Source organism: Arthrobacter sp. 9V (assembly GCF_902506065.1).
GTDB lineage: Bacteria > Actinomycetota > Actinomycetes > Actinomycetales > Micrococcaceae > Arthrobacter.
In genome coordinates this window covers 276587-300668 of the sequence record NZ_LR732912.1, presented here as the reverse complement: position 1 = coordinate 300668, position 24082 = coordinate 276587, and the positions used below count along the sequence as shown (strand labels likewise).

25 protein-coding genes are annotated in these 24082 nt (G+C 62.4%); 13 read left to right on the top strand and 12 right to left on the bottom strand.

Features of this window, described 5'->3' with window-relative positions:
- Positions 1-99: 99 nt before the first annotated feature.
- The 5 genes from BACI9J_RS01440 to BACI9J_RS01420 all read left to right on the top strand — a co-directional run bounded on the left by BACI9J_RS01440 (position 100) and on the right by BACI9J_RS01420 (position 5808).
- Positions 100-819 (top strand): FadR/GntR family transcriptional regulator, encoded by a 720-nt coding sequence (locus BACI9J_RS01440; RefSeq protein ID WP_159732698.1) that lies wholly within the window; start codon positions 100-102, stop codon positions 817-819.
- Positions 816-1847 carry an asparaginase gene (locus tag BACI9J_RS01435; protein ID WP_159732695.1) on the top strand — a complete coding sequence of 344 codons (1032 nt, stop codon included), beginning with the start codon at positions 816-818 and terminating at the stop codon, positions 1845-1847. The genes BACI9J_RS01440 and BACI9J_RS01435 overlap by 4 nt, the downstream gene beginning before the upstream one ends.
- A 13-nt stretch (positions 1848-1860) precedes the next feature.
- On the top strand, positions 1861-3276 hold the full coding sequence (locus BACI9J_RS01430; RefSeq protein ID WP_159732692.1) for an aspartate ammonia-lyase: 1416 nt from the start codon (positions 1861-1863) through the stop codon (positions 3274-3276).
- A 138-nt stretch (positions 3277-3414) separates the two neighbouring features.
- Positions 3415-4923 (top strand): amino acid permease, encoded by a 1509-nt coding sequence (locus BACI9J_RS01425; RefSeq protein WP_159732689.1) that lies wholly within the window; start codon positions 3415-3417, stop codon positions 4921-4923.
- Between the two features lie 213 nt (positions 4924-5136).
- The gene (locus tag BACI9J_RS01420; protein WP_159732686.1) at positions 5137-5808 is read left to right on the top strand and encodes a FadR/GntR family transcriptional regulator; all 672 of its coding nucleotides are present in this window, start codon (positions 5137-5139) and stop codon (positions 5806-5808) included.
- Here BACI9J_RS01420 and BACI9J_RS01415 read toward each other — a convergent pair.
- The 4 genes from BACI9J_RS01415 to BACI9J_RS01400 all read right to left on the bottom strand — a co-directional run bounded on the left by BACI9J_RS01415 (position 5805) and on the right by BACI9J_RS01400 (position 10308).
- Positions 5805-6674: an amidohydrolase family protein gene (locus BACI9J_RS01415; protein ID WP_159732683.1), complete on the bottom strand. Its 870-nt coding sequence runs from the start codon at positions 6672-6674 to the stop codon at positions 5805-5807. The genes BACI9J_RS01420 and BACI9J_RS01415 overlap by 4 nt on opposite strands.
- Complete coding sequence (locus BACI9J_RS01410; protein WP_236558292.1) at positions 6671-7624, bottom strand: aldo/keto reductase; 954 nt, start codon at positions 7622-7624, stop codon at positions 6671-6673. Before BACI9J_RS01410 ends, BACI9J_RS01415 begins: the two co-directional genes overlap by 4 nt.
- 93 nt (positions 7625-7717) lie before the next feature.
- The gene (locus tag BACI9J_RS01405; RefSeq protein WP_159732677.1) at positions 7718-9007 is read right to left on the bottom strand and encodes an alpha-L-fucosidase; all 1290 of its coding nucleotides are present in this window, start codon (positions 9005-9007) and stop codon (positions 7718-7720) included.
- On the bottom strand, positions 9004-10308 hold the full coding sequence (locus tag BACI9J_RS01400; protein WP_159732674.1) for an L-fuconate dehydratase: 1305 nt from the start codon (positions 10306-10308) through the stop codon (positions 9004-9006). Before BACI9J_RS01400 ends, BACI9J_RS01405 begins: the two co-directional genes overlap by 4 nt.
- Positions 10309-10448: 140 nt before the next feature.
- Between BACI9J_RS01400 and BACI9J_RS01395 the strand changes: the two genes are divergently transcribed.
- From BACI9J_RS01395 to BACI9J_RS01380, 4 genes are all read left to right on the top strand, one after another.
- Positions 10449-11363 carry a fumarylacetoacetate hydrolase family protein gene (locus BACI9J_RS01395; protein ID WP_159732671.1) on the top strand — a complete coding sequence of 305 codons (915 nt, stop codon included), beginning with the start codon at positions 10449-10451 and terminating at the stop codon, positions 11361-11363.
- Positions 11364-11367: 4 nt separating this feature from the next.
- The gene (locus BACI9J_RS01390; protein ID WP_201296474.1) at positions 11368-12129 is read left to right on the top strand and encodes an SDR family NAD(P)-dependent oxidoreductase; all 762 of its coding nucleotides are present in this window, start codon (positions 11368-11370) and stop codon (positions 12127-12129) included.
- Positions 12130-12261: 132 nt separating this feature from the next.
- Positions 12262-13575 carry an ATP-binding protein gene (locus BACI9J_RS01385; protein ID WP_159732668.1) on the top strand — a complete coding sequence of 438 codons (1314 nt, stop codon included), beginning with the start codon at positions 12262-12264 and terminating at the stop codon, positions 13573-13575.
- A gap of 56 nt (positions 13576-13631) precedes the next feature.
- Positions 13632-14876: a low temperature requirement protein A gene (locus BACI9J_RS01380; protein ID WP_159732665.1), complete on the top strand. Its 1245-nt coding sequence runs from the start codon at positions 13632-13634 to the stop codon at positions 14874-14876.
- A gap of 164 nt (positions 14877-15040) precedes the next feature.
- On the opposite strand, the gene BACI9J_RS01375 is transcribed toward BACI9J_RS01380, so the two are convergent.
- Complete coding sequence (locus BACI9J_RS01375) at positions 15041-15577, bottom strand: HD domain-containing protein (protein ID WP_159732660.1); 537 nt, start codon at positions 15575-15577, stop codon at positions 15041-15043.
- Between the two features lie 168 nt (positions 15578-15745).
- Positions 15746-16537 (bottom strand): SDR family NAD(P)-dependent oxidoreductase, encoded by a 792-nt coding sequence (locus tag BACI9J_RS01370; RefSeq protein ID WP_159732658.1) that lies wholly within the window; start codon positions 16535-16537, stop codon positions 15746-15748.
- A 101-nt stretch (positions 16538-16638) separates the two neighbouring features.
- On the opposite strand from BACI9J_RS01370, the gene BACI9J_RS01365 reads away from it, so the two are divergent.
- A complete protein-coding gene (locus BACI9J_RS01365; protein ID WP_159732655.1) occupies positions 16639-17250 on the top strand; it encodes a TetR/AcrR family transcriptional regulator in 612 nt (203 codons plus the stop codon).
- Positions 17251-17272: 22 nt separating this feature from the next.
- On the opposite strand, the gene BACI9J_RS01360 is transcribed toward BACI9J_RS01365, so the two are convergent.
- Together BACI9J_RS01360 and gluQRS are read right to left on the bottom strand one after the other, a co-directional pair.
- Entirely contained in the window at positions 17273-18391 is a 1119-nt protein-coding gene (locus tag BACI9J_RS01360; RefSeq protein ID WP_159732652.1) for a serine hydrolase domain-containing protein, read from the bottom strand.
- 9 nt (positions 18392-18400) lie between these two features.
- The gene (gluQRS, locus tag BACI9J_RS01355; protein WP_159732649.1) at positions 18401-19303 is read right to left on the bottom strand and encodes a tRNA glutamyl-Q(34) synthetase GluQRS; all 903 of its coding nucleotides are present in this window, start codon (positions 19301-19303) and stop codon (positions 18401-18403) included.
- A 376-nt stretch (positions 19304-19679) separates the two neighbouring features.
- Between gluQRS and BACI9J_RS01350 the strand changes: the two genes are divergently transcribed.
- Positions 19680-20138, top strand: a complete 459-nt coding sequence (locus BACI9J_RS01350) for an Lrp/AsnC family transcriptional regulator (RefSeq protein WP_201296648.1) — start codon at positions 19680-19682, stop codon at positions 20136-20138.
- 21 nt (positions 20139-20159) lie between these two features.
- Here BACI9J_RS01350 and BACI9J_RS01345 read toward each other — a convergent pair whose 3' ends face one another.
- Positions 20160-20615, bottom strand: a complete 456-nt coding sequence (locus tag BACI9J_RS01345; RefSeq protein WP_159732643.1) for an Lrp/AsnC family transcriptional regulator — start codon at positions 20613-20615, stop codon at positions 20160-20162.
- A gap of 103 nt (positions 20616-20718) precedes the next feature.
- Here BACI9J_RS01345 and BACI9J_RS01340 point away from each other — a divergent pair, with 103 nt between their 5' ends.
- Positions 20719-21375, top strand: a complete 657-nt coding sequence (locus BACI9J_RS01340) for a LysE family translocator (protein WP_159732640.1) — start codon at positions 20719-20721, stop codon at positions 21373-21375.
- On the opposite strand, the gene BACI9J_RS01335 is transcribed toward BACI9J_RS01340, so the two are convergent.
- The 3 genes from BACI9J_RS01335 to BACI9J_RS01325 all read right to left on the bottom strand — a co-directional run bounded on the left by BACI9J_RS01335 (position 21372) and on the right by BACI9J_RS01325 (position 23287).
- Positions 21372-21839, bottom strand: coding sequence for an SRPBCC family protein (locus BACI9J_RS01335; RefSeq protein WP_159732637.1), 468 nt, complete (start codon positions 21837-21839; stop codon positions 21372-21374). The genes BACI9J_RS01340 and BACI9J_RS01335 overlap by 4 nt on opposite strands.
- On the bottom strand, positions 21836-22222 hold the full coding sequence (locus tag BACI9J_RS01330; protein ID WP_159732634.1) for an ArsR/SmtB family transcription factor: 387 nt from the start codon (positions 22220-22222) through the stop codon (positions 21836-21838). Before BACI9J_RS01330 ends, BACI9J_RS01335 begins: the two co-directional genes overlap by 4 nt.
- A 93-nt stretch (positions 22223-22315) precedes the next feature.
- The gene (locus BACI9J_RS01325) at positions 22316-23287 is read right to left on the bottom strand and encodes a hypothetical protein (protein WP_159732631.1); all 972 of its coding nucleotides are present in this window, start codon (positions 23285-23287) and stop codon (positions 22316-22318) included.
- A 156-nt stretch (positions 23288-23443) separates the two neighbouring features.
- On the opposite strand from BACI9J_RS01325, the gene BACI9J_RS01320 reads away from it, so the two are divergent.
- Positions 23444-23923 carry a DUF4383 domain-containing protein gene (locus tag BACI9J_RS01320; RefSeq protein ID WP_159732628.1) on the top strand — a complete coding sequence of 160 codons (480 nt, stop codon included), beginning with the start codon at positions 23444-23446 and terminating at the stop codon, positions 23921-23923.
- The last annotated feature ends 159 nt before the right edge of the window (positions 23924-24082 follow it).

Here is a 24082-nt window from a genome sequence, read left to right as displayed (position 1 = left end):
GTCCCAACGAACGGCGGTAAGCGCCGCCGTCGCCCCCCAAAGCGTGAAGCAAAGCTTTCAGCGTTGACACGCACTTGTGACCCGTGCCATATTCAAAGCGTGAACCTGTCAGACAGCCGGACAGCCGGACAGCAAGTACCCCAAGGTGGGCATACTCCCATCTCGCGCATCTCCGCAGCCGAAGCGGTCTTTGCGGCGCTCCGGCGCGCCATTGAGGGCGGCCAGTTCGACATCGGCACCAAGCTCAGTTCCGAGGCAACGCTGGCAGGCCAATACGGCGTGAGCCGCTCGGTAATACGTGAAGCGTTGAGGTCCTGTAACACCTTGGGCCTCACCGTTACCAAGACCGGCAAGGGTACGTTCATTGTGGCCAACAAGGTTGCTAATGACCTTACCTTGGGTCAGTACAGTGCACGTGATCTTAATGAGGCCCGCCCGCATATCGAAATCCCGGCAGCCGGGCTTGCCGCCCAGCGACGCACCGAGGAAGAGCTGGAGCACCTCAAGGAAATCGTCCAGGAGATGCTCACGGAGAACGATCCCGAAGCCTGGGTGAACCTGGATGCCAGCTTCCATTCAGCAGTGGCCCGTGCAAGCGGAAACCGTGTTTTCGCCAGCGTCGTCTCGGATATACGTGAAGCGCTGGCCCACCAGTCCGAAACTTTGAACCTCGTCGCAGACCGGCAACACCGCTCGGACGAGGAACACGTCGCCGTACTCAATGCAATCGAAGCAGGCGACTCCGAGGCCGCAAGCAAAGCGATGGCTGCTCACCTGCAGGCCGTCAGCGTGGCTCTGGACAAGATCCTCAGCAAATGACACATCCAAAGGACACAGCCACCATGCCCGCCCCCGAAGCATCGGCGCCAGCAAAAGCGCACCACCTCAAAACGCCCCAGCACGTCCCCCTCGTAGAGGTAACCCGCGACGGCCTGGTGGAGAGCATCCACTACGGATCGCTGATCGCACTCCACAAAAACGGCAGCACAGCGCTGGAAGCCGGCGAGCCGGACGCACCGATGTACCCGCGTTCAAGCCTGAAGCCATTGCAGGCTGTGGCTCTGCTCAAGGCCGGTTTGGATATCCCCCAGAAACTTCTTGCCCTTACGGCTGCCAGTCATTCCGGCGCGCAGATGCACCGCGACGGTGCCAGCGAAATTCTGAAGTTGCACGGCCTCACCGAGGCGGCACTTGGCAATAGCACGGACCTGCCGTACGGCGTCGCCGAGCGTGAAGAGTGGCTCCGGGCCGGCAACGGTCCTACTCAGATCGCGCAGAACTGCTCCGGCAAGCATGCTTCCATGACCGCCGTCTGCGTCATCAACGGCTGGCCTGTGGAGGGATACCTGCACCCGGAACATCCACTGCAGATCCTGGTGCGGGACACCATCACGGAGTTGACCGGCGAGGAAGCCGCTGCGGTGAGCACTGATGGCTGCGGAACGCCCCTCTTCGCCCACTCCCTGCACGGCATGGCCCGCGCTTACGGCCGCTTGGCTGCGGCCGACGAAACCACCAACGAGGGCAAAGTTGCCCACGCCATGCGCCGCTACCCGGAGATGGTGGCCGGTGAGGGCCGCGACGTCACCGCGCTCATGCGTGCCGTTCCCGGCCTGCTGGCGAAGGACGGCTTTGAAGGCCTTCAGTTGGTTGGCCTCCCGGATGGCACCGGCTTTGCAGTGAAGATTTCCGACGGCGGCGATCGCGCCCGCATGCCCGTCACCGTTGAGGTTCTTCGCCGCTTGGGCGTCGACGGCGCCAGCCTGGACACGCTTCAGAGCCCACCTGTGCTGGGCGGCGGCCTTCCGGTCGGCGAGCTCCGCGCAGCCCGAATTTTCAGCAACTAAACCAAGGACAGCTATGACCACCGTCGATCAGGCGATCCCCCTCCGTTCCGAACACGACCTTTTGGGCGACCGCGATGTACCCGCAGACGCTTACTGGGGCGTTCACACCCTCCGCGCAATCGAGAACTTCCCCATAACGGGGCAGCCCCTCTCCACCAACAAGCACCTGGTCAGGGGCCTGGCCGCCGTCAAGCAGGCAGCCGCACGTACCAACCACGAGCTTGGCCTGCTGGACGCCGAAAGGGCAGCCGCCATTGAGCAGGCATGCCAGGACATCATGGACGGCATGCTTCACGAGCAGTTCATGGTGGACGTGATCCAGGGCGGGGCGGGAACCAGTTCCAACATGAACGCCAACGAGGTGATCGCCAACCGTGCCTTGGAGATCCTCGGCCACCCCAAGGGCGACTACTCCAAGCTTCATCCGAATGACCACGTGAACCTGAGCCAGTCCACCAACGACGTCTACCCGACGGCGGTAAACCTCGCCACGATCTTCTCCGTGAAGGAACTCCTGGAAGCCCTCGAAGAACTCGAGTTGGCCTTCGCTGAGAAGGGCCGGGAATTCCGGACCGTTGTGAAGATGGGTCGCACGCAGTTGCAGGACGCCGTACCCATGACACTCGGGCAGGAGTTCGGCGGGTACGCCGTGACCATCGGCGAGGACCGGGCACGCCTGGACGAGTCCCACATGCTGATCCACGAGATCAACCTTGGTGCCACGGCAATCGGCACGGGTTTGAACGCTCCGGCCGGTTACGCGGAAGCAGCGTGCCGCCACTTGGCCGAAATCACCGGCCTTCCCCTCCTCACTGCTGCTGACCTCATTGAAGCCACCCAGGACGTGGGCGCATTCGTCCACCTCTCCGGCGTGCTGAAGCGCGTGGCAGTGAAACTTTCCAAGATTTGTAACGATCTCCGCTTGCTGTCCTCAGGACCGCGTGCGGGTTTTGGCGAGATCAACCTTCCGGCCGTTCAGTCCGGTTCGTCGATCATGCCCGGCAAGATCAATCCGGTGATCCCGGAAGTGGTCAGCCAGGTGGCGTACGAGGTCATCGGCAACGATGTCACCGTCACCATGGCCGCGGAGGCCGGCCAGCTTCAGCTGAACGCCTTCGAACCGATCATTGTGCACAGCCTGCACAAGAGCATCTCCCACCTGGAAGCAGCGTGCCGCACCCTTACGGCGCGCTGCGTCCGGGGCATCACTGCAAACACCGAACGGCTACGGCTTACCGTGGAGCAGTCGATCGGTCTCGTCACGGCATTGAACCCACATATCGGCTACGCCTCGGCCACCGCTATCGCCCAGGAAGCGTTGGCAACGGGCAAGGGCGTTGCAGAACTCGTGTTGGAGCACGGTCTTCTGACCGCTGCCCAACTTGAAGAACTGCTGAGCCCCGAACGTCTGGCAAATCTGAGCAAATAGGCCGAAACTGGCCTGTAAGCGCTACAACCAGCCGTCCCGCCCCATGAGGCATTCCCCCACGAGGCTTAGTTCTGCGTGCCCGGATCCCCGACCGGACGCGCCCAGGACACCCCCAACAGGACACCCCTAAGGATTCCAATGACCAACCCCATCACGGACCACACGGTCCCGCCGCAAGCGCACGCCAGCGAGAAAGCCCTCCACAAGGAGGACTCCGGCTACCACAAAGACCTCAAGCCCCGCCAGATCCAGATGATCGCGATCGGCGGCGCGATCGGCACCGGCCTGTTCCTGGGTGCCGGTGGCCGACTCAACGCAGCCGGTCCTTCCCTCGTTATCGCCTACGCAGTCTGTGGCTTCTTCGCTTTCCTGATCCTCCGCGCCCTCGGTGAGCTGGTTCTGCACCGCCCGTCGTCGGGATCCTTCGTTTCCTATGCCCGTGAGTTCTATGGCGAGAAGGCCGCCTTCGTCTCGGGCTGGTTCTACTGGATCAACTGGGCCACCACCACCATCGTGGACATCACTGCGGTGGCCCTGTACATGAACTTCTTCGGCAAATACATTGCCTGGATGGGCGCCGTTCCACAGTGGGCCTGGGCGCTCATTGCGTTGGTGGTTGTCCTCTGCCTCAACCTGGTTTCCGTGAAGGTCTTCGGCGAAATGGAGTTCTGGTTCGCGCTGATCAAGGTGGCCGCGCTGGTGGCCTTCCTCCTGGTTGGCACCTACTTCGTCATCTTCGGTACCCCGGTGGATGGCCAGGAGGTTGGCTTCAGCCTCATCTCGGACAACGGCGGTATCTTCCCCAACGGCATCCTCCCCATGATCATCCTCATGCAGGGTGTGCTGTTCGCCTACGCCTCGATTGAACTCGTGGGTACCGCTGCCGGTGAAACTGCCAACCCGGAGAGGATCATGCCCAAGGCCATCAACTCCGTGGTCTTCCGCATCGCTGTCTTCTACGTTGGTTCGGTCATCCTGCTGGCACTGCTGCTCCCGTACACCTCCTACGAGAAGGGCGTCAGCCCCTTTGTGACGTTCTTTGGTTCAATCGGTGTTGAGGGTGTGGACGTGATCATGAACCTCGTGGTCCTCACCGCGGCGCTGTCCTCGCTGAACGCCGGCCTCTACTCCACGGGCCGCATCCTCCGCTCCATGTCCGTTGCCGGTTCCGCCCCCAAGTTCGCCCAGCGCATGAACAAGGCCGGCGTCCCTTACGGTGGCATCGCCATCACCGCAGGCGTTTCCCTCCTCGGCGTTCCGCTGAACTACCTCGTTCCGTCCGACGCTTTCGAGATCGTGCTGAACGTCGCCTCAGTTGGCATCATCGTCACTTGGGCCACTATCGTCCTCTGCCAGATGCAGCTCAAACGCTGGTCGGACAAGGGCTGGGTGAAGCGGCCTTCCTTCCGGATGTTTGGGGCACCGTACACAGGGTGGCTGTCCTTGGTCTTCCTGCTGGGCGTCCTGATCATGGTGTTCATCGAGTCTCCGCTCACCATGCTGGTCACCGCAATTGCCTGCGGACTCATGGTGTGGGGTTGGTTCCTGTGCCGCAAGCAGATCCATGAGCTTGCCGCCACCCGCGATGGCTACACGGGCAGCGCCCCGGTCATTGCCAACCGCCCCCTGCCCGGCGGCGACAAGTAACAAGCACCAACCGCTGACTCACGACGGCGGCACCCCGGGTTCCGTACAATCGGAACCCAGGTGCCGCCGTCGTGGGTTAACGCCCCCAAGTGGGGGACAGCAAACGTCGCTACGACCCTTCAATAGGACGTGTGCTGTCCCCCAGTTGGGTGAGCAGTTGGGTAGCGATGCGGCGGAGACAGACATCGGATCATTCGTGGCTACTATTGGTCCATGGCTGTCACAGACGAGGCGATCAGCAAGATCAAAGACATGCTGATCCGCGGCGAACTCAAGGCCGGCGATCGACTTCCGCCGGAAAAGGAACTGAGCGAACGGCTCGGTCTTTCACGGAGTTCATTGCGCGAGGCCGTGAAAGCCCTGGAATTGATCCGCGTGCTGGATGTTCGACGCGGCGACGGCACCTACGTGACCAGTCTCGACGCGAAACTGCTCAACGAAGCCGTGGCATTTGTTGTGGACCTGCACCAGGACCGGTCCATTTTGGAACTCTTTGAGGTCCGACGAATCCTGGAGCCCGCAACCGCGCACCTGGCCGCCGGCAAAATTACCCCGGACGAGCTGCTGGCCCTGCGAAGCACCATGGACGGAATAGACGAGACCACAGATGTGGAAGAACTCGTGGCCCACGACCTTCAATTTCACGGCATCATCACCGAAGCCGCGGGAAATGATTACCTCGGGAGCCTTCTGGAAGCACTGTCCAGCAGCACCGTGCGGGCACGGATCTGGCGTGGCCTGACGCAGGACAAAGCCGTGGCGCACACGTTGGCCGAACACCACGCGATCGCGGACGCTTTGGAGCGCGGCGATGCCGAACTGGTGCGGGCCTTGGTTACTGTTCACATCAGCGGCGTGGAGAACTGGCTGCGGCAGGCGCTCTAACCCTCGGCAATAGGGGTCACAGCCAAGCCGTAGGTCCTGATTGCCGTTTCTTCAAGCACCAGATCCTGCTCCGAGGGGCTCAAAGTGGACACCAGTTCCAGCAGGACATCCAGCGTCCTGCCGTAGGGAGCGCCCACAGTACTCACCGGCCAATCACAGCCGATCATCAAACGCTCCGGCCCGAATGCCTCCAACGCCGATTCAAACAGAGACCGCAACGCATCCGCGGTGTACTCGACTCCCGGCAGATGTAGTCCGGAGAGCTTGGCCACCGTGTTGGGTTCCTGCCCAAACGCCGTGAAGTCCGCGCGCCACTCGTCCATGAGCAGGGGATCAGCCAACGGCGGTTTACCCAGATGATCCAGCACAACGGTCAGTTCAGGCGTCTCCCGGGCGAGCCGAACCGCGGAACCCAAATGCCGGGGGAAAGCATCCGGAATGTCCAAAGTGAGTCCCTGCTGAGCCACCATTGCCAGGGACTCCCGAACCTTGGGAAGATCCAGGAAGTCACGCCGAGGATCATCGTGGAGCAGGTGCCTTACTCCCTTGAAAACCGCTTGAGCCGTGAAGCGGTATAACTGCTCGGCAGCTTCAGCGGGTGCGTCCAGCCTGACCCAGCCCACCACTCCGAACACCCAGGGATTCCGCTCGGCCACGGCCAGCATGCTCTCGGTATCAGCAACGGAGTCGTCGGCCTGCACCAGCACAGCTCCCCTGACCCCGGCAGCCTCCAATGTCTGGCGCGCCTCATCTTCTCCATAGGTGCGGAAGAGTGCACCATGCTGCGGACCAAGCCACGGATAGTGCCGCACACCGCCGGTGACGAAGGTGTCCAAGGTCCACAAATGCAGGTGAGAATCAATCACCGCCCAGCACGCTCCAATGCCTCCCACAGCTCTTCAGGCACGGGCGCCTCCATCCGGGCCGCATTGGTGGCCACCTGTTCAGGAGTAGTTGCCCCGGCTGTCACGTTCACCACGGCGGGATGCCGCAACGGGAACTGGAGTGCCGCCGTCGGAAGCTCCACGCCGAATTCGCGGCAGACGTCCGCGAGCGCCCGCGCCCGCTCCAGAACGTCCGGTGGGGCCTGATCGTAGTTGTAATGCGCGTCTTCGGGGACCTCGGGCCGGGCAAGGATGCCGGAGTTGTAGGCGCCAACACTAACGACGCCGGTGCTGCGCTCCGCACAGCGTTCCAGCAGCGGGACGCCGGGCTGCTCAAGCAGGGTGTAGCGGCCAGCCAGCATGACGAGGTCCAGATCGGCGGCTTCAACGCATTCCAAGGCGGCCTCGGCGGAGTTGATGCCCACGCCGATTGCCCGGACCACTCCTTCGGAACGCAGCTTCTCCAAGGCTGGCAACCCTTGGGATATTCCGGCGTGAAGATCGTGGACGTCGGGATCGTGCAGGTAGGCAATATCCACGTGGTCCAGGCCGAGGCGTTCCAAGGAGTCCTCGATGCTGCGCCGGATGCCTGTTTCGGAGAAGTCCCACACACGCCGTTTGGTAGCGGGAACGTCGAATCCTTCGGGGTCCTGGCCCCCGCTGGCGTTGGGTTCCAGCAGGCGGCCCACTTTGGTGGAGATGACGAATTCGTCGCGGGGCTTGTCCCTGAGCACGGCGCCGAGTCTCTGCTCGGACAGGCCCAGTCCGTAGTGGGGTGCGGTGTCGAAGTAGCGGATGCCGACGTCCCAGGCTGCCAGGACAGTTGCGAGCGCCTCGCCGTCGGGGATGGCCCGGTAGAGGTTCCCGATTCCCGCCCCGCCGAAGCCGAGTTTGTCCGGTTTGCCGAGGTTGCCGAGTTCAAGAGAGTTCATGGCAGTTCCCATACCCTGTGGATACCCGCATCCTCCCCTGAGTAATCGTTCCGGCCCTCCAAAAGTTTCAGCCTTGTGTGGAGGGCGGCACTTTCAGTCACCGGCCTCCTCCTTGAGGTAGAGCTCCAGGACGGGGACAGCCACATCCGGCCGTTGGACGGGGAGTTTCACGGTGAGGGTTCCCGGCGGCTGACCGCCGGGGATGGTGTTGAACGCTTGCTGGTGGGGGTCTACTTCCTTGAGGAACACTTCGGAGGCGTCGTTGAGGAGTTGGGCGTACTCCACTTTTCCTGCGAGTCCGGGCAGGTGGATGTACTCGAAGGGCCAGGCGAACAGGTGGACGTAGAGCCGGTTTCCGCGTTGGGTGTACCGGGCATCGGGCGGCGCGGTGAAGTCCGCGGGACCGGCTCCGTAGATGGAGCGGGAGTGCAGTTTCATCCACTCGCCGATTCCCTTGAGGGAGGCAAGTGCGCGTGGATCGATGCTCCCGCGCCCTGTGGGACCGACGTTGAGCAGCAGGTTCCCGCCGTTTGAGACCCCGTCCACCAGCATGCGGATGAGCAGGTCCACGGACTTGTAGTTGACGTTGTCGCGGTGGTAACCCCAGCTCCCGTTCAGCGTCTGGCAGGCCTCCCAGGTGACCGGTTCGCCGTCGAGCATCATGGGCTCGGTGGGCTGGTACTGCTCCGGCGTGACCACGTCCCCGGGGATGCCCAGGCGATCATTGACCACGATCCCGGGTTGAAGTTCACGCACCATAGCCATCAATTTTTCGGAGTCCCAGTCATCACTGCCCTTGCCGCCCCAAAATTCAGGGATCTTTGTGTCGGCGTAGGAGAAGTCAAAGAACAGGTAGTCGATGGTTCCGTAGTTGCTCAGGAGTTCACGCACCTGACCGTGCAGGTACGCGCGGTAGCGAGCCATGTCGCGTCCGGCGTTCAAACTCTCGAGGTCGGCGGCGTTGCGTTGCGGATGTACCCCGTCGATGGTGAAGTCGGGGTGGTGCCAGTCGATCAGCGAGAAATAGAAGCCCACTTTCAGCCCCTCGGCGCGGAGGGCCTCCACGTAGGGAGAGATCAGGTCCCGGCCGGCTGGCGTGTTGGTGGCTTTGTAGTCCGTCAGCGCGGAATCCCACAGGCAGAAGCCGTCATGGTGTTTGGTGGTGAGGACTACGTATTTCATTCCGGCGTCACGGGCAGCATGGGCCCACTCGCGGGGATCGTAAAGGTCCGGATCAAAACGTTGGAAGTACTTGGAGTACTCCTCCACTGTGATCTCTTCATAGTTCATCACCCACTCATGGCGTGCCGGGAGCGCATAGAGGCCCCAATGCACGAACATGCCAAGGCGTGCTTCTTCAAACCAGGGTGCGTGCCGGATCAACGGGATTCCTTCCAGATGGGGCCGTTGGGAAAGCTGTACGCGGCCAATGTTTCACGGAGCATTTCACTCCCGGCGCCAGGATTCGACGGCGGCCAGTACGCGCCGTCGTGGACGTCCACAGGAGTGATGAAGTGTTGGTGAAGGTGGTCCACGAACTCGATTGTCCTGTTCTCCTTTGTCCCGGACACAGCAATGAAATCGAACATGGACAGGTGCTGAACTGCCTCGCACAGGCCCACCCCACCGGCATGTGGACAAACCCTCACACCAAATTTGGCAGCCAGGAGAAGGATCGCGATGTTCTCGTTCACGCCCGCCACCCGCGCTGCGTCAATCTGCAGGACCTCAAGTGAGCCGGCCTGCAGCATCTGCTTGAACACCACCCTGTTCTGGACGTGCTCGCCGGTGGCAACGGGAATCGGGGCTACTCCCCGGGCGATCGCGGCATGGCCCAGGATGTCGTCCGGGCTGGTGGGCTCCTCGATCCAGGCGATGTCGTAGGGAGCAAGGTGTGCCATCCAGTCGATGGCCTCCTGCACGTCCCAGCGCTGATTGGCGTCTACAGCAATCTTGATATCGGGACCAACAGCAGCGCGAGCAGCCCGCACGCGGCGAATGTCGTCCTCCAACGAGGCACCGACTTTCAGCTTGATCTGGGCAAATCCATCAGCCACCGCTTCCTTGGCCAGCCGCGTAAGTTTCTGGTCGCTGTAACCCAGCCAGCCCGGCGTCGTGGTGTAGGCGGGGTAACCCTCGGCGCGAAGTGCCGCCTTGCGTGATTCCCTGCCGGGCTCTGCGGCGCGCAGGATGGTCAACGCTTCCTCCGGAGTCAGCGCGTCCGTGAGGTACCGGAAGTCCACCAGGGCCACGAGTTCTTCGGGTGTCATGCCGGCGAGCAACTCCCACAGGGGCAGCCCCGCGCGTTTGGCCTTCAGATCCCAGAGCGCATTGACCACGGCACCGATGGCCATGTGCATGACGCCCTTCTCCGGGCCCAGCCATCTGAGTTGGGAATCGTGAGCCAGGAGCTTCCAGGTGGCGCCCATATTGTTAAGGAGATCCTCGACGTCAGCGCCGAGCATGTGCTCCCCCAGGGCATTGATTGCCGCAGTTTCAACCTCGTTCCCCCGTCCAATAGTGAACACGAACCCGTGGCCTTCATGCCCGTCCCCTGCGTCGGTGCGAATCATCAGATACGCCGCTGAATAGTCCGGGTCCGGGTTCATGGCGTCGGAGCCGTCCAGTTCCAAGGATGTGGGAAAACGGATATCGAACGTTTCCATTGCGGTAATGATGCTCATGCGGCTCCTGAAGTGCGTCACGATTCTTCGCTGAGCCTAAACATCGGATGTATTCCTTGTCAATGGGTCACATTTCCGTATTATGGGTGAAAACACCACACTAGAGCTCGGATGTTAGTCCCGAACGCACGGAGGAAGCCATGACCTTGAAATTCGCCAGGCTGGGTACGGCCGGAAACGAACAACCGGCCGTCATCGCCCAGGACGCCCACGGCATCGAGAAGTACTACAGCCTGACCGCCTTGACCAACGACATCGACGGCGGTTTCCTCGCCTCGGACGGCATCGAGCGCACCCGTGAGGCCCTGAACAAAGGGGAACTCCCCGAAATCTCACCTGAGGGCCTGCGGATCGGCGCTCCCGTTGCCCGTCCCGGCGCCATAGTTGCGATCGGCCTTAATTACACTGCCCACGCTGCCGAATCCGGTGCCACGCCGCCCGAGGTTCCCGTGGTTTTCCTCAAGCCCACCAACACCATCTCCGGCCCGTTCGACGCCGCCCCCATCCCGCCGTCGTCGGAAAAATACGACTGGGAAGTGGAATTGGCGATCGTGATCGGCAAGGAAGCGTCATACCTTTCCTCCGTTTCAGAGGCCGAGGCGTGCATTGCCGGTTACGCTGTGGCCAACGACCTCTCCGAGCGTGACTACCAAATCCCCGGCGCGGCAGGACAGTGGACCAAAGGCAAGTCCCTGCCCGGCTCCACTCCCCTGGGCCCGTGGCTCGTGCCGGCCTCGGACATCAATCCGGGCAACCTTCGCCTCCAGACCCTGGTCAACGGCGAGGCCCGCCAGGATTCCACTACCTCGGACATGATCTTCAACCCCGCCACGATCGTCCACCACCTCAGCCAGTACATGGTCCTGGAACCCGGCGACGTCATCATCACCGGCACGCCGGAAGGGGTGGCAATGTCCGGCCGTTTCCCCTTCATCCTGCCCGGCGACGTGGTTGAACTGGACATTGAAGGCCTGGGACGCCAGCGGCAGGAGTACTTCCGGGCACAGGCCGGCTCCCACGCAGGAGCCGCTGCTCCCCTCAGCATCAACGCCTGAGGACGTGGCACCCTTGGAAAGCAACGAGTTCCAGGGCCTGACAGCACTCGTGACCGGCGGTGCTTCCGGGATCGGGGCTGCAATTGCGGACCGGCTCACGGCCGGCGGCGCGCAGGTGGCCGTTCTTGACCTTGAACCCCAAACCAGCCCGCACTTTGGAGTGCAGTGCAACGTTGCCGACGACGCCTCGGTTCGTGCCGCCGTCGAGCAGGTAGTGGAGCAATTCGGCGGCCTGGACATCGTGATCAACAACGCAGGGATCGGCGCGCAAGGTGATGTTTCGGCCAATGATGACGACGAATGGCTGCGGGTCCTCAACGTCAACGTGGTGGGCATCGCGCGCGTCAGCCGGGCAGCCCTGCCGTATCTCCGCAAGTCCTCGGGGGCAGCGATCGTCAATACCTGTTCCATCGCGGCCACCGCCGGGCTTCCGCAGCGAGCACTGTATTCGGCGTCGAAGGGTGCAGTCTTGTCCCTGACACTCGCCATGGCAGCAGACCACGTCCGCGAGGGCATCCGCGTGAACTGCGTCAACCCGGGCACAGTGGACACTCCGTGGGTGGGCCGCTTGCTCGATTCCGCCGCCGACCCCGCCGGCGAGCGCGCAGCCCTCAATGCCCGCCAGCCGCACGGCCGGATGGTGGACCCGGCCGAGGTGGCCGGTGCTGTGGCCTACTTGGCGAGCCCGCTGTCCGGTTCGACGACGGGAACCTCGCTGGCCGTCGACGGCGGCATGCAGGGTCTGCGGTTGCGGCCCGTCCAGTAGGGGCTTCTTTTACTGACTGCAACGCCTGTTTCGTAACGCAACGGGCCCGCAACCTCCTGCAGCGGTGCTTCGCCTATGCTCAACTCCAAGAGATCAACGGCGACTCACTTAGCAGACTCAGGAGATACAGCCATGAGCAACTGGCGCATCAGGGACTTCCACTCGTCCGATTTGGACGGCATCCTGCACCTTTGGGAGTCACTCAAGGCCGACGGTGTAGAGCCTGTGTACGCGTTGTCCGAGGTTCTGGCATCCTGCGAAAAGGACCACGCCGTGGTGGCGGTGCAGGGCGAGCAGGTGGTGGGCGCCGCCGTCGGACGCGCCGCGCATGACCAAGGATGGATCGTCTTCCTGGCCACCCTTACTGAGTTCCGCGGCCGCGGAATCGGCACCTCGCTGCTGTCCGCCGTCGAGAACCGCATGGCTCCGCACGGCCTCAACAAACTCTCCGCGCTCATGCCGGAAACCGAAACGCGGGTGGAAGCCTTCCTCGGCCGCGGTTTCGTGGTGAAAAAGAATCTGCGCTATTTCGAGCGGACCATCCCCGTTCAACGGCAGGAACTTGGCGCCTTGGGACTGCTGGGCGGGCGCATCCTTGCCCGGGACCTGTGGGAGAACGTGGCAGGCATGCGTCGTGAGAAGGAACTGCTGGAACGGCGGCTGGTACTTCCCTTGGCTGAGGCGGACCTCGCCGACGAATACGGCGTGGTTCCCCCGCGCGCCGTGGTGCTGTTCGGTCCTCCGGGCACCGGCAAGACCACGTTCGCCAAGGCAATCGCCTCCCGTCTGGAGTGGCCTTTCGTGGAAGTGTTCCCGTCCCGCCTGGCCGCCGATCCAAAGGGCCTGGCAGGGGCGCTACGCGAGACGTTCCTGGAAATCGCCGAGTTGGAACACGCCGTGGTGTTCATCGACGAAGTTGAGGAGATCGCATCGCAGCGTGCCGGTGATCCGCCGTCGCCATTGCAGGGCGTCACCAACGAGCTCCTCAAGATCATCCCGGCCTTCCGCGAACAACCAGGCCGTTTGCTGGTGTGCGCCACCAACTTCATCCGCGCCCTGGACACGGCGTTCCTGCGCCACGGCCGGTTCGACTACGTCATCCCCATCGGGCTGCCCGACGTCCACGCCCGCGAAGCCATGTGGCAACGCTTCATTCCTGCCACCGTGGTGGACTCGGTTGATATTGCCCAGCTGGTGGAACGGACCGAAGGTTTCTCGCCGGCCGACATCGAGTTTGCTGCCCGCAGCGCCTCCCAGCGGGCTCTGGAAAAAGCCGTTTACGACGACGACGCTGCTTCGGGCGGTTCAGCCAGCTCTGCTTCCAACGGGCGTAAGGGGCCCGTAACGCAGGACTACCTCGACGCGATCGGGGATACCCGGACCACTGTCAGCCCCGAGGTGCACCAGGATTTCCTGGAAGACATCGACGTCCTGGGCCGCGTGTAGTTCTCTCCTGGCCGCGATCTCGGCGCGGCGGCAGGGGGAACGGTAACCTTTGAGCCATGTCCTCGAATCCACTTCGCCATGCACTGTCCCGAATGGGCGGCCGCGATCCCCACGAAAAGCACCGCACAGCAACTCCGCTGGAGCTCTTCTTCGACCTGACCTTCGTCATCGCATTCGGCGTTGCGGGGAACCAGTTTGCGCATGCCGTGGCTGAAGCCCATTTCTGGCCGGGACTCCTGGCCTTCTCCTTCGCCATGTTTGCCGTGATCTGGGCGTGGATCAACTTCACGTGGTTTGCCAGCGCCTACGACACCGACGACTGGGTGTTCCGTGTTGTGACCATGATCCAGATGGTGGGTGTGCTCATCCTGGCCATGGGTATCGAGCCGATGTTCCACTCGATCATCGAGGGCGAACATGTGGATAACGTCACCATAGTCCTTGGCTACATCGTCATGCGGGTGGCCCTGATCTTCCAGTGGCTGCGAGCGGCCCGCCAGGATCCCGAACGACGTGAAACCTGTTTGCGATACGCGAAGTACGTGGGGATCGTCCAGGTTGGATGGGTTGCTGTGCTGGTGGTGGATTCGAACGTCATTACCACTTTCCTCATCACGGCGCCCCTGTTCATCTTGGAGATGGCGGCACCGTACTTCGCCGAACGGAAGATCCGTACCCCGTGGCATGCGCATCACATTGCCGAAAGATACGGGCTACTGGCCATCATCGCCCTGGGTGAATGCTTGATTGGTGCCATTGAAACCCTGCGGGCGATCGTGGCTACCCACAGCTGGTCCATGGATGCTGCCCTGGTGGGCTTGAGCGGAACCGGCCTGGCCTTCGCCATGTGGTGGATTTACTTCATCCTGCCCTCAGGCCCGGCACTGCACGTTCAACGGCACCGTTCATGGGTGTTCGGCTACGGGCACATGCCGGTCTTCGCAGCCATTGCGGCCACAGGTGCCGGGCTACACGTTGCCGCGTACTTCATTGACCACGAAACCCACATACCTGCTGCCGCTGCCGTGGCTTCCATCGCCATCCCCATCATTCTGTTCAAGGTCTCCCTCAGCACGCTGTACGGAATCCTGCTCGGCATGGACCGGGAACACCTCTTGAGCTCCACGCTGGTGGTCCTGGGCCTGGCAGCAAGCATTGCCCTGGCGGCAGTTGGCGCAACCGTGCCCATCTGCATGCTGGTCATGATGGTGGTCCTGGGCCTGTCCACTGCATATGACGAACGCCGCGGACACAAGGGCCGGGCAGCAGCACTCAGCCGGCTCGAAACCGCCGCGGGCTAAAGAACTCCGCCCTCGCGTTGCGGGGCCCGCTTTACGCCCCAAAACCCACGTCAAACACGCAGAGTGGGCCCCACAACGGCCCCCCCTCGCGTTGCGGGGCCCGCTTTACGCCCCAAAACCCACGCCAAACACGCAGAGCAGGCCCCACAACGGGTGGGTGAGGGCTACTCGGGGACGATCTCGTCCAGCTCACGAAGGAGATACGGGTTGATCCGCTCCAGGATCATCCGGACCTCTTCCCGGGGAACGGCCGTGTACAGCACAGGGCGTGCATCGGCATAGCGGGTTACCGGGGGCTTGTCCGGCCACTTTTCAGCTAGCGCTTTGACCCTCTCCGGCAAGGAATTGTGGGCGTTGTCCGCGATCTTCACCAACGTTGCGTCGTGGTCCTCCGCAACGAAACGGATACCGGCGTCGTAATCATCCGGGTCGTCATGGAAGCGGCGGGTGACGCGCTCGATGATGTCCACTGCACGCTCGGACACACCCATTTCCAGCAGCGCTTGCCTGGTGATGGGCGTGTCCTCGGCGATGTCGTGAAGGTAGCCGGCTATCTGAATGTCCTCGTCAAAGTCGGCAAGCGCGTCGCCCACGGCCAGAACGTGCTCCCGATACGGCCGTTTGAGCTTGTCCTTCTGCCGGTTGTGCGCCACCTCGGCCAAAACCTGGGCTGTCTCTACGGTAAAGCGTGGTTCGGTCATGCTGGCCTCCGGCTTGAAGAGGGACCGACGGGGATCAGTCCTCCCCTTCAGGCTATCCGCTGCGACGGACCCCAAAACACCGGCCCCAAGCCACCGGTTCTGAGAAGCCGGTTCTGAGAAGCCGGTTCTGAGAAGCCGGTTCTAAGAAGCCGGTTCTAAGAAGCCGGCCTACCAGTCTTGAACGGCTCGCGCAGCGATGGCGACGGTAACGGCCCTGGGCAAACGCTGCGCGAACCCTGCCGTCACCCGGTTGACCCATCCGGAAACGACGCTTCCGGGCGTGTCCTTGCGATCGAGAGCCTTGAGGGCAGTCGCCACAACCTGTTCAGAGGATTGCATCTTGCCGACAGCTGCTGACTCGCCACCGAGGACCTCGAAGAACTCCGTGCGCGTCGCGCCGGGGCAAAGGGCCAGGACATTGAGCCCTGAGGCTTTGTTTTCGTGGGCAACAGCTTCGGTGAAGCTCAGCACGAAGGCTTTGGTAGCGCCGTACACGGCCATGCCGGGAATGGGTTGGAAGGCGGCTGTGCTGGCCACGTTCAACAGCGCGCCCTTCCCCGAAGCCAGTAGTCCCGGCAGGAAGGCCCGGGTAATGTCCACGAGGGCGGCAACATTCAGGGAAATTTCAGCGGCAATGGTGTCCGGATTTTCTTCCGCCAGCGGGCCGTGGGTGGCGAATCCGGCGTTGTTGATCAAGGTGTCCACGGTGATTCCGCGGCCGGACAATTCATCGAAGAGCTCGCGGCCAACTCCTGCACGGCCCAGGTCCATGGGGATTACGGTGACGGTGATCCCATGCCGGGTCCGCAAGTCCTGGGCCAGCTCTTCAAGACGATCGGCGCGCCTGGCAACGAGGACAAGATTGGAACGCCGGGCAGCAAACTGTGCCGCGAACTCGGCACCGAGGCCGGAGCTGGCACCCGTAATGAGTGCAGTGGTACCTGCGTAAGTCATGGTCATGGCTGAATCCCATCGATTGAGGCTAACTAATGTAGTCGCTGTCTACATGGTAGGCAGTGACTACTTTGTTGTCAATGACTACATTGGCTTAGACTGACAGCATGACCGACCAGCCCTACCACCACGGCAAGCTCCGGGAAGCCCTCCTTGAGCGGGCCATGGAAACCATCGAAGAAGCCGGAGTCGAGGGTCTCTCCCTCAGGCAGCTGGCCCGGGACGTCAACGTCAGCCACGGCGCCCCGGCCAAGCACTTCCGCGACAAACAGGCACTGATTGACGCACTAGCACTGGCCGGCTTTGAGTCCATGAACCGCCGCATCCGGGACGCCGCCCGGTCCGGCGAAGACCTCCGGCAACGTTTTGTCAGCGTGGGCAAGTCCTATGTGGAGTTTGCTGTGGAGCACCCGGCCCTGCTCACGGTGATGTACTCCACCAAGCACCACCCCGATTCCAGCGAGGAGCTGCGAAGCACCGGGGCGCAAGGAATACACGTTGCCCAAGCCATGATCGCCGAAGCGCAGGAGGCCGGCGTCCTGGCCGACGGCAACCCCGAGACATTGGCCATGGTGTGCTTCGTGAGCCTGCACGGCACGGCCCTTCTTGCCGCCGGCGGGCAGTTGGACGGAAATTCAGTGGAGGATGTAGTCACCGCTACTACGGACACCCTGTGGGCAGGAATGGCGGCCGGAGTCCCGGCCGCGCAGCTCAGCTAAGTCTCCGTTAACAGCAGCTCAACTACGCCGCGAGCCCCGCAATCACTTCCCGCACTGCAGAGCTCAGCTGGAAGTTCCGGCACCCCAGTCCCCCGGGCTCGGCAGTCTGCGGCACGTACCCAAAGCCGAGTTCATACACAGGGTCCGCGAACCCCAAAGATGCGCTGGCGCCGTCGTGCCCGAACGCTCGGTAGCTGCCGAATGGCATTCGTGCGTGCGACTTCATGAAAACGGTGCCGAAGCAGCCGGTCTCGCCGAACACACGGTCGATCCCGAAGACCTGCTCGGCGGACACAGTCCGGATGGTTTCCTCTGTCAGGAGGGGTGGCATGGCGGATTCGCCCTCCAACCCAGTCAACGCCGCCGCATAGATCCTCGCCATGCCTTCCGCGCTGGCCACGCCCGCCACCGAACACTGCCCGGCAGCCCGGACGTCCTGCATGTTGGGAAGGTCCAGGATGTCGCCGAAGGCCGCGTTGGCTGCCAGGCCGAAGTGGCTGGCCGGGTCCACCCACGGCCATGAGGGATCGGCCGCCCAGCGGAACGGCGCAAACCGGGCTTCCTCGGATTCGGGCAGGCCCAGATAGAAGTGCGCACCTGTTACTGCACGGATGCGTTGCTCGAAAATCTCCTGCAAGGCGGCACCGGTAATGCGGCGGCATAGCTCTTCCATGAAGATGCCGATGGTCAGCGCGTGATATCCGAACGCGGCACCGGGCTTCCACAGTGGCGGAAGTTTGGCCAGCTTGGCGGCGGCGAGCTCGGAGTTGTTGACCTCATGGAGGCTTAGGCCGCCTTCCACTCCCAGGAGCCCGGCTTGATGCGAAAGAAGCTGTGCAACGGTGATTGAGGACTTACCCTCCACACCGAATTCCGGCCAGTACTTGACCACCTCCGCGTCAAGATCCAGCTGGCCGTCTTGAACGAGCAACGCCATGACCAGCCCTGCCATGCCCTTGGAACACGAGAAGACGCCCGTGACGGAATCCGGGCTGGTGTGCGGGCCGCCGCTGAGGTCCAGCACCTTGACCCCGCGATGGTATGCCGCAACTTGCGCAGAGTAGTCAGGATCCTGCTCGAGGAAACGGGCGAAGAGCTCGGCGACGGGTTCGAAACCTGGGGCGATCAGCTGTGACTCCATCCAGACAGCCTACGCGGCGCCGGTTTTAGACCCGGGGAGTTTCCACACCCAGGGCGTCTTTGGCACGTTCTGCGGCGTGAAGTGCGGCAGCGCATCCTGCACGCTTCCGGCAGGCAGTTCAAGGGACTCGAGGATCAGGTCGCGGACGCGTTCGGCGGGGATTCCGACGGCGGCGAGGTCGCCCAGCGTGACGGCGCCGTCGCGCTTCGCCAGCCTGACGCCGTCGTGGTTCACCACCAACGGAACGTGGGCGTATTCCGGCACCGACAAACCCAAAAGTGTTGCCAGATACGCCTGCCGCGGGGTGGACGGGAGGAGGTCGTCGCCCCGAACCACCTGGTCAATCCCTTGGGCGGCATCGTCAACCACTACCGCGAGGTTGTAGGCCGTGACGCCATCGTTTCGGCGGAGGACAAAGTCATCCACGACCCCCACATAATTGCCGCGTAACTGATCCTCAACAGCCCACTCCGAAACCTCCGAGCGAAGGCGGATGGAAGCAGGACGAGTGGCACGCCGGATCTCACGCTCGGCGTGCGAAAGCCGGCGGCAGGTCCCCGGATAGGCGCCATGCGGCGCATGCGGCGCGGACGGTGCTTCCTGGATCTCCCGCCGGGTACAAAAGCACTCGTAGGTGCGGCCTTCGGCCGTGAGCCGCGCAATCGCTGCGTCGTACAGCGCCGCCCGCTCAGTCTGGCGTACGACGGCGCTGTCCCAGCTGACGCCCACAGCCTGCAGATCGCGGAGCTGCTCCGCCTCCGCGCCGGACCTGGCCCGGTCCAGGTCCTCGACGCGAAGCAGGAATGTCCGTCCGCTGGACTTGGCGAAAAGCCAGGCAAGGATGGCGGTGCGAAGGTTGCCGACGTGCAGTTCGCCGGAGGGGCTCGGGGCGAAGCGGCCGGCAGACGTCATGGTCCAAGCCTATGCGCCTGCCAGAGGAACCAGCCAAGTCCCCTATAGATAGACCTGGCCGGAAAGCACAAGAGCCCCTCAGCTACCGCAACGATCCGGTAGCTCAGGGGCTCTTGCTGTGGCGCCCGGGTGAAGGGGCGGGTGCGGAATGACAATGCTGTGAACAAGAGTCAATCAGCGGCTGCTTCCTTGCGGGAAACTGTGCAGGACTCCGGGTGGTGTGCCGGGGTCCTGGTGCCTGCGGGCTTCGGCGGTAGCCTCGTCCTGCTTCGTTGTCACTATTTGAGCAGTAGACATACAGTTGGTGCAACGGACACCGCAATGATTGGTCGATCTGACCAATACGGTTCAAAAACATAGTCAGGAAGTGGTCACTTTGCAGGAACTCGACGCCACGGACCGCCGGATCCTCGCCGCCTTGGACGAAGATCCCCGGGTGCCCATCATGGTGCTGGCGCAGAAACTGCACCTTGCTCGCGGAACAGTTCAGTCCCGGTTGGAACGGATGACGGCGTCCGGAGCACTCCGACCCAACAGCAGCCGCGTCCTGCCCTCAGCCTTGGGACGCGGTGTGGCTGCCGCCGTCAGCGCCGAACTGGACCAGAGCCACCTCAACGAAGCTATCGCTGCCCTGCGGGACATCCCCGAAGTCCTGGAATGCCACGCCCCCGCCGGCGATACCGACCTCATCATCCGGGTAGTGGCCAAGAGTCCGGATGATCTGTACCGGGTATCCGAAGAAATTCGATTGTGTCCGGGCATTGTTCGTACATCCACCAGCATGTTCCTCAGGGAAGTGATCCCCTACCGGACCACAGGACTACTGGCGGAGTAAAGGGCCGAGTAAACGAAAGGGCTAAACCGGCGGTCCGATGTTGGTTTTCAGGTTCTTCATCACCAGCGTTGACGTGAGGCGCTCCACCGCGGGAAGCGCCGCCAGTTCGTCGTCGTAGAAGCGCTGATACGCGGGCAGGTCTGCCGCAATAACCTTGAGCAAGTAATCCGGGGATCCGAAGAGCCGCTGGGCTTCCACAATGTTGGGGCTTGCGGTGACGCGCTCTTCAAACTCGGCCATGATGGTGCGTTCCACCTGCTTGAGGGCGACAAAAACAATCGCTTCGAAACCCAGCCCCACCGCCGCAGGATCGATGTCTGCACGGTAGCCGCGGATCACCCCTGATGCTTCCAGATCGCGCAGCCGCCTGTGGCAAGGAGCCACCGTTAAGCCCACCTTCGAAGCAAGAGCTGTGGCAGTCATCCGACCATCCTCTTTGAGGTGGCGCAAAATACTTTTATCAATTCCGTCGATCACGCAATAATCTTACCGGGAACAGCGCATGGCGGGCTAAAAGAGGGAACACTTATGGCCAGTTTTTCCTTAGAGTTTTCCTACCATCTAGCTCTGGAGAGAAAACGTGAACCCGCAGCTGTTCCTGGCCTTCATGATCGTCGCCGTCAGCTTGGCGTGCACCCCCGGCGTCGACTGGGCCTATTCAATCTCGGCCGGACTCAAGCAACGCAGCTTCGTCCCCGCGGTGGCCGGCCTGTGCAGCGGGTACGTCCTTCACACCCTGCTGATGGTGGCAGGATTAGCTGCCCTCCTGTCCGGAGTCCCAGGGCTTCTGGGGTGGCTGACCCTTGCGGGAGCTGCCTACCTGCTGTGGCTCGGAGTAACGACCCTCCGCTCGTGGCGAGGCGCAAGCTTCAGTGCGGAAGCCGGCGTCGTGCAGTCAGGAAACCAGCTCCGCACGTTCCTTCAGGGCATGGGCACCAGCGGCATCAATCCCAAGGGTCTGCTGTTCTTCGTGGCGCTGGTGCCACAGTTCGTCAGCCCCGAAGCAGCCCTGCCTGTTCCGGTCCAGTCGGGCTTGCTGGGCCTGACCTTCGTGATCCTTGCCGGGGTGGTCTACACGGCCGTAGCTTTGACCTCCAGGAAGCTGCTGGCTTCCCGCCCAGGCGCCGCCCGTGTTGTGACCTTGGTCAGCGGGATCATCATGATCGGGCTGGGGACAGTGCTGCTATCAGAGCAACTCCTACCGCTCCTGCCGCAGATTCAAGCAGCTGGCGCTTAGCCGGCGAGCAGTTCATCCAACCGCTCATACCCTTCGATCACGCCGTAGTCCATCCCCGTAGCCAAGGCCATGTCGCGGGCTTCAACCGATGGGTACACCTCGTGCGCTGCCATTCGCGTCCTGCCATCGATTTCCTCGAACGTGGTGGTGCTGATGACCACTTGATTGGGCGCACCCTCGAATTCGATGGTCTGGATGATCAAGGCGTCAGATTCAACGGTGTGGAAAACGCCGCGGAAGCCGTACATACCGTTGTCGTCTCCGCTTTCATAGCGCCAGCTGCCGCCAGTGGTTGCGTTGTACTCGGTGATTTTCGTCTGCGTGCTGCGCGGACCAAGCCACTTGGCCAAGAGGTCCGGGTCAACGTGGGCCTTGAAAACTGCACTAACCGGAGCATCGAATTCGCGGACTGTGTCAACGAACGGGACGCCTTCGGTGGCCGTGATTGTTGTTGGATGGCTCATTTCGATTCCTCTTTCTTTTGTACAGGTGTGTTTTCTTTTTCCTTGCGGGAGATGACTGCCCCCAGCAGTTCGTCCAACTGCCGGAAGCGGGACTCAGCAATCAGCCGGTACTGGTCGATCCAGGCCGTCAATCGCTCCAAGGCTGCTGCGTCCAGGTGAACCGGCCTGCGCTGGGCGTCACGGGAGCGGGTTACCAGCCCTGCGTGTTCCAAGACTTGTATGTGTTTTGAAACCGCCTGTTTGGTGATGGCGAATGGTTCGGCGAGCTCGTTGACCGTGGCATCTCCCCGGGACAGCCGGGCCACCATGGCCCGCCGTACCGGATCCGCCAAAGCCATGAAGGCCTTGTCCAGGGTTTCGGGTCCCTGAGCATCGTGTTCCATTCCCGCTTGCACCTCCATACTCAACCAATCGGTTGATCAACTGATTGGTTGATTAAGAGAATACGCCTCTCCCCCGGGAGACACAATGGTTTTCTATTCGCCGCCCAGTTGCCTGAAGTCGTTCTCCCAAAGACGCCGCATTTCGGCGTCCTTCCGGATAACTTCCAAGGTCTCCAGCTCCGCGGGCGGGACCGGACGCTTGGACCGCGGAGTCAACGTGCGCCGGCCTTGGTCAAGTGCCAGCAGCGCCCTGTCAGTCAAGGCGTCATTCTTCAGCGCCAGATTGGTCTTCCGCCGCCGGAGCACTTCCTTCAAGGCCACCTGGGCGGACTCGAAGTCACCCCTGGCCCGCTGTGACCGCGCACGGATCAATAGAAGTGCTGCCGAGAGGTCGTCCGTGTTCAGCAAACCCTCCGTCCACAGCACCACATCGCGGTGGCGCTCCAAAGAATGCGCCGCCGTGCATCGCGCCAACGCAGAAGGCAACGACGGCGGCAAAGTCACCACTGCTTCCAACGCCGCCTCGGTCATCCCCATCTCCCGGAGACAGTGGGAGAGCGCCAGAAACACGGATTCCTCGCTGAACAAGACCGGAACCTCTATGCGTTCGGCCACCTCAACCTTGGTGACCACCTGCCCCAGGTACATCGCCGAGAACTGGCTGGCGTCGTCGTCGATCCTTGTTGTTAAACCGCGCTGCAACAACTCTGAAGCCCTCAGGAACCCGCCGTGTTTGTACGCGAGCAGCCCGGCCATGACGTGGCACAAGCCGGCCCATCCCGGGTTCATGCGGCCAAAGGCAAGGAGCCGGTCCGGCTCAGTGGAGGTAAAAACAGCCTCGTGCATGGCCTTCGCCGTTTTGGAGGACAGCATCTTCAGCCGCGGGACGTTGCCTGTCACGGAGAGCCGCGCGTGGTCCCGGCCACTGAGGACGCCGGACAGGACGTCATTCACACCGTCAGTGAGCCCGCGCACCGGCGTGCGGACGTAGCCCTCGCGGAAAGGAGTGAGATCCCGGGTGTCGTGGAAGATCGTGTGAACGCGTCCGTTGGGAGCTTGGCTCATAAATCCATGCTAACCGCCGCTGAACTGGGCTCATCCCCTGCTATCAGAGGCATTTCAGGAGTATTATGGCGGCGTCGGCAAGGTTTTGCGACACCCCTTGCCGCAGGTCGGCTCTCCATGAGAAGAGCCGGGTAACAGCGTGAAAGGGAGGACTTGATGACCACCGCTTCGCACCCCGCCGAACACCACCACATGATGGGGTTGACGCTTCGCAACACCGCCATGGGCGTTGGCATTGTATTTCTGCTGGTTGGCGTCCTGGGCTTTATCCCGGGAATCACCACCAATTTCGGCGCCATGACCTTTGCGGGACATGAATCCGGCGCCATGCTGCTTGGAGTCTTCCAAGTGTCCATACTCCACAACATCGTTCATCTGCTGTTTGGCGTGGCCGGCTTGGCCATGGCAAGGAACGCACGCATGGCCCGCCTGTTCCTGTTGGGCGGCGGCGCCGTGTACATCGTTCTTTGGATCTACGGCCTGGTCATCAACCAGGAAACAGGCGCCAACTTTGTCCCGTTCAACACCGCTGACAACTGGCTTCACCTGATCCTCGGCGTTGCCATGATCGGGCTGGGCGCCTGGCTCGGCAGGGACGCCATGGACGAAACCACCACAGCGCGACGGAAGATGTAGCCCCTTCCGCACGCCTGGTAGAACAACCGACGGCGACCGCCTCCTCAGGGGGACGGCCGCCGTTTTTCGTGCCCCACCACCTGACGCCGAGATGCCACTTAATGACAATGTTCGCGCTCCGGATAGTCGTTAACTGCCATCTCGGCCGGGGCTGAAGGC

Excerpts from the sequence above, each read along its gene's own strand:
- BACI9J_RS01370 (WP_159732658.1), bottom strand. The coding sequence starts at position 16,537 with ATGACCATGACTTACGCAGGTACCACTGCACTCATTACGGGTGCCAGC.
- BACI9J_RS01385 (WP_159732668.1), top strand. The coding sequence starts at position 12,262 with ATGAGCAACTGGCGCATCAGGGACTTCCACTCGTCCGATTTGGACGGC.
- BACI9J_RS01330 (WP_159732634.1), bottom strand. The coding sequence starts at position 22,222 with ATGGAACACGATGCTCAGGGACCCGAAACCCTGGACAAGGCCTTCATG.
- gluQRS (WP_159732649.1), bottom strand. The coding sequence starts at position 19,303 with ATGACGTCTGCCGGCCGCTTCGCCCCGAGCCCCTCCGGCGAACTGCAC.
- BACI9J_RS01425 (WP_159732689.1), top strand. The coding sequence starts at position 3,415 with ATGACCAACCCCATCACGGACCACACGGTCCCGCCGCAAGCGCACGCC.
- BACI9J_RS01430 (WP_159732692.1), top strand. The coding sequence starts at position 1,861 with ATGACCACCGTCGATCAGGCGATCCCCCTCCGTTCCGAACACGACCTT.
- BACI9J_RS01360 (WP_159732652.1), bottom strand. The coding sequence starts at position 18,391 with ATGGAGTCACAGCTGATCGCCCCAGGTTTCGAACCCGTCGCCGAGCTC.
- BACI9J_RS01375 (WP_159732660.1), bottom strand. The coding sequence starts at position 15,577 with ATGACCGAACCACGCTTTACCGTAGAGACAGCCCAGGTTTTGGCCGAG.
- BACI9J_RS01365 (WP_159732655.1), top strand. The coding sequence starts at position 16,639 with ATGACCGACCAGCCCTACCACCACGGCAAGCTCCGGGAAGCCCTCCTT.
- BACI9J_RS01400 (WP_159732674.1), bottom strand. The coding sequence starts at position 10,308 with ATGAGCATCATTACCGCAATGGAAACGTTCGATATCCGTTTTCCCACA.
- BACI9J_RS01435 (WP_159732695.1), top strand. The coding sequence starts at position 816 with ATGACACATCCAAAGGACACAGCCACCATGCCCGCCCCCGAAGCATCG.
- BACI9J_RS01325 (WP_159732631.1), bottom strand. The coding sequence starts at position 23,287 with ATGAGCCAAGCTCCCAACGGACGCGTTCACACGATCTTCCACGACACC.
- BACI9J_RS01335 (WP_159732637.1), bottom strand. The coding sequence starts at position 21,839 with ATGAGCCATCCAACAACAATCACGGCCACCGAAGGCGTCCCGTTCGTT.
- BACI9J_RS01380 (WP_159732665.1), top strand. The coding sequence starts at position 13,632 with ATGTCCTCGAATCCACTTCGCCATGCACTGTCCCGAATGGGCGGCCGC.
- BACI9J_RS01320 (WP_159732628.1), top strand. The coding sequence starts at position 23,444 with ATGACCACCGCTTCGCACCCCGCCGAACACCACCACATGATGGGGTTG.
- BACI9J_RS01410 (WP_236558292.1), bottom strand. The coding sequence starts at position 7,624 with ATGAACTCTCTTGAACTCGGCAACCTCGGCAAACCGGACAAACTCGGC.
- BACI9J_RS01395 (WP_159732671.1), top strand. The coding sequence starts at position 10,449 with ATGACCTTGAAATTCGCCAGGCTGGGTACGGCCGGAAACGAACAACCG.
- BACI9J_RS01420 (WP_159732686.1), top strand. The coding sequence starts at position 5,137 with ATGGCTGTCACAGACGAGGCGATCAGCAAGATCAAAGACATGCTGATC.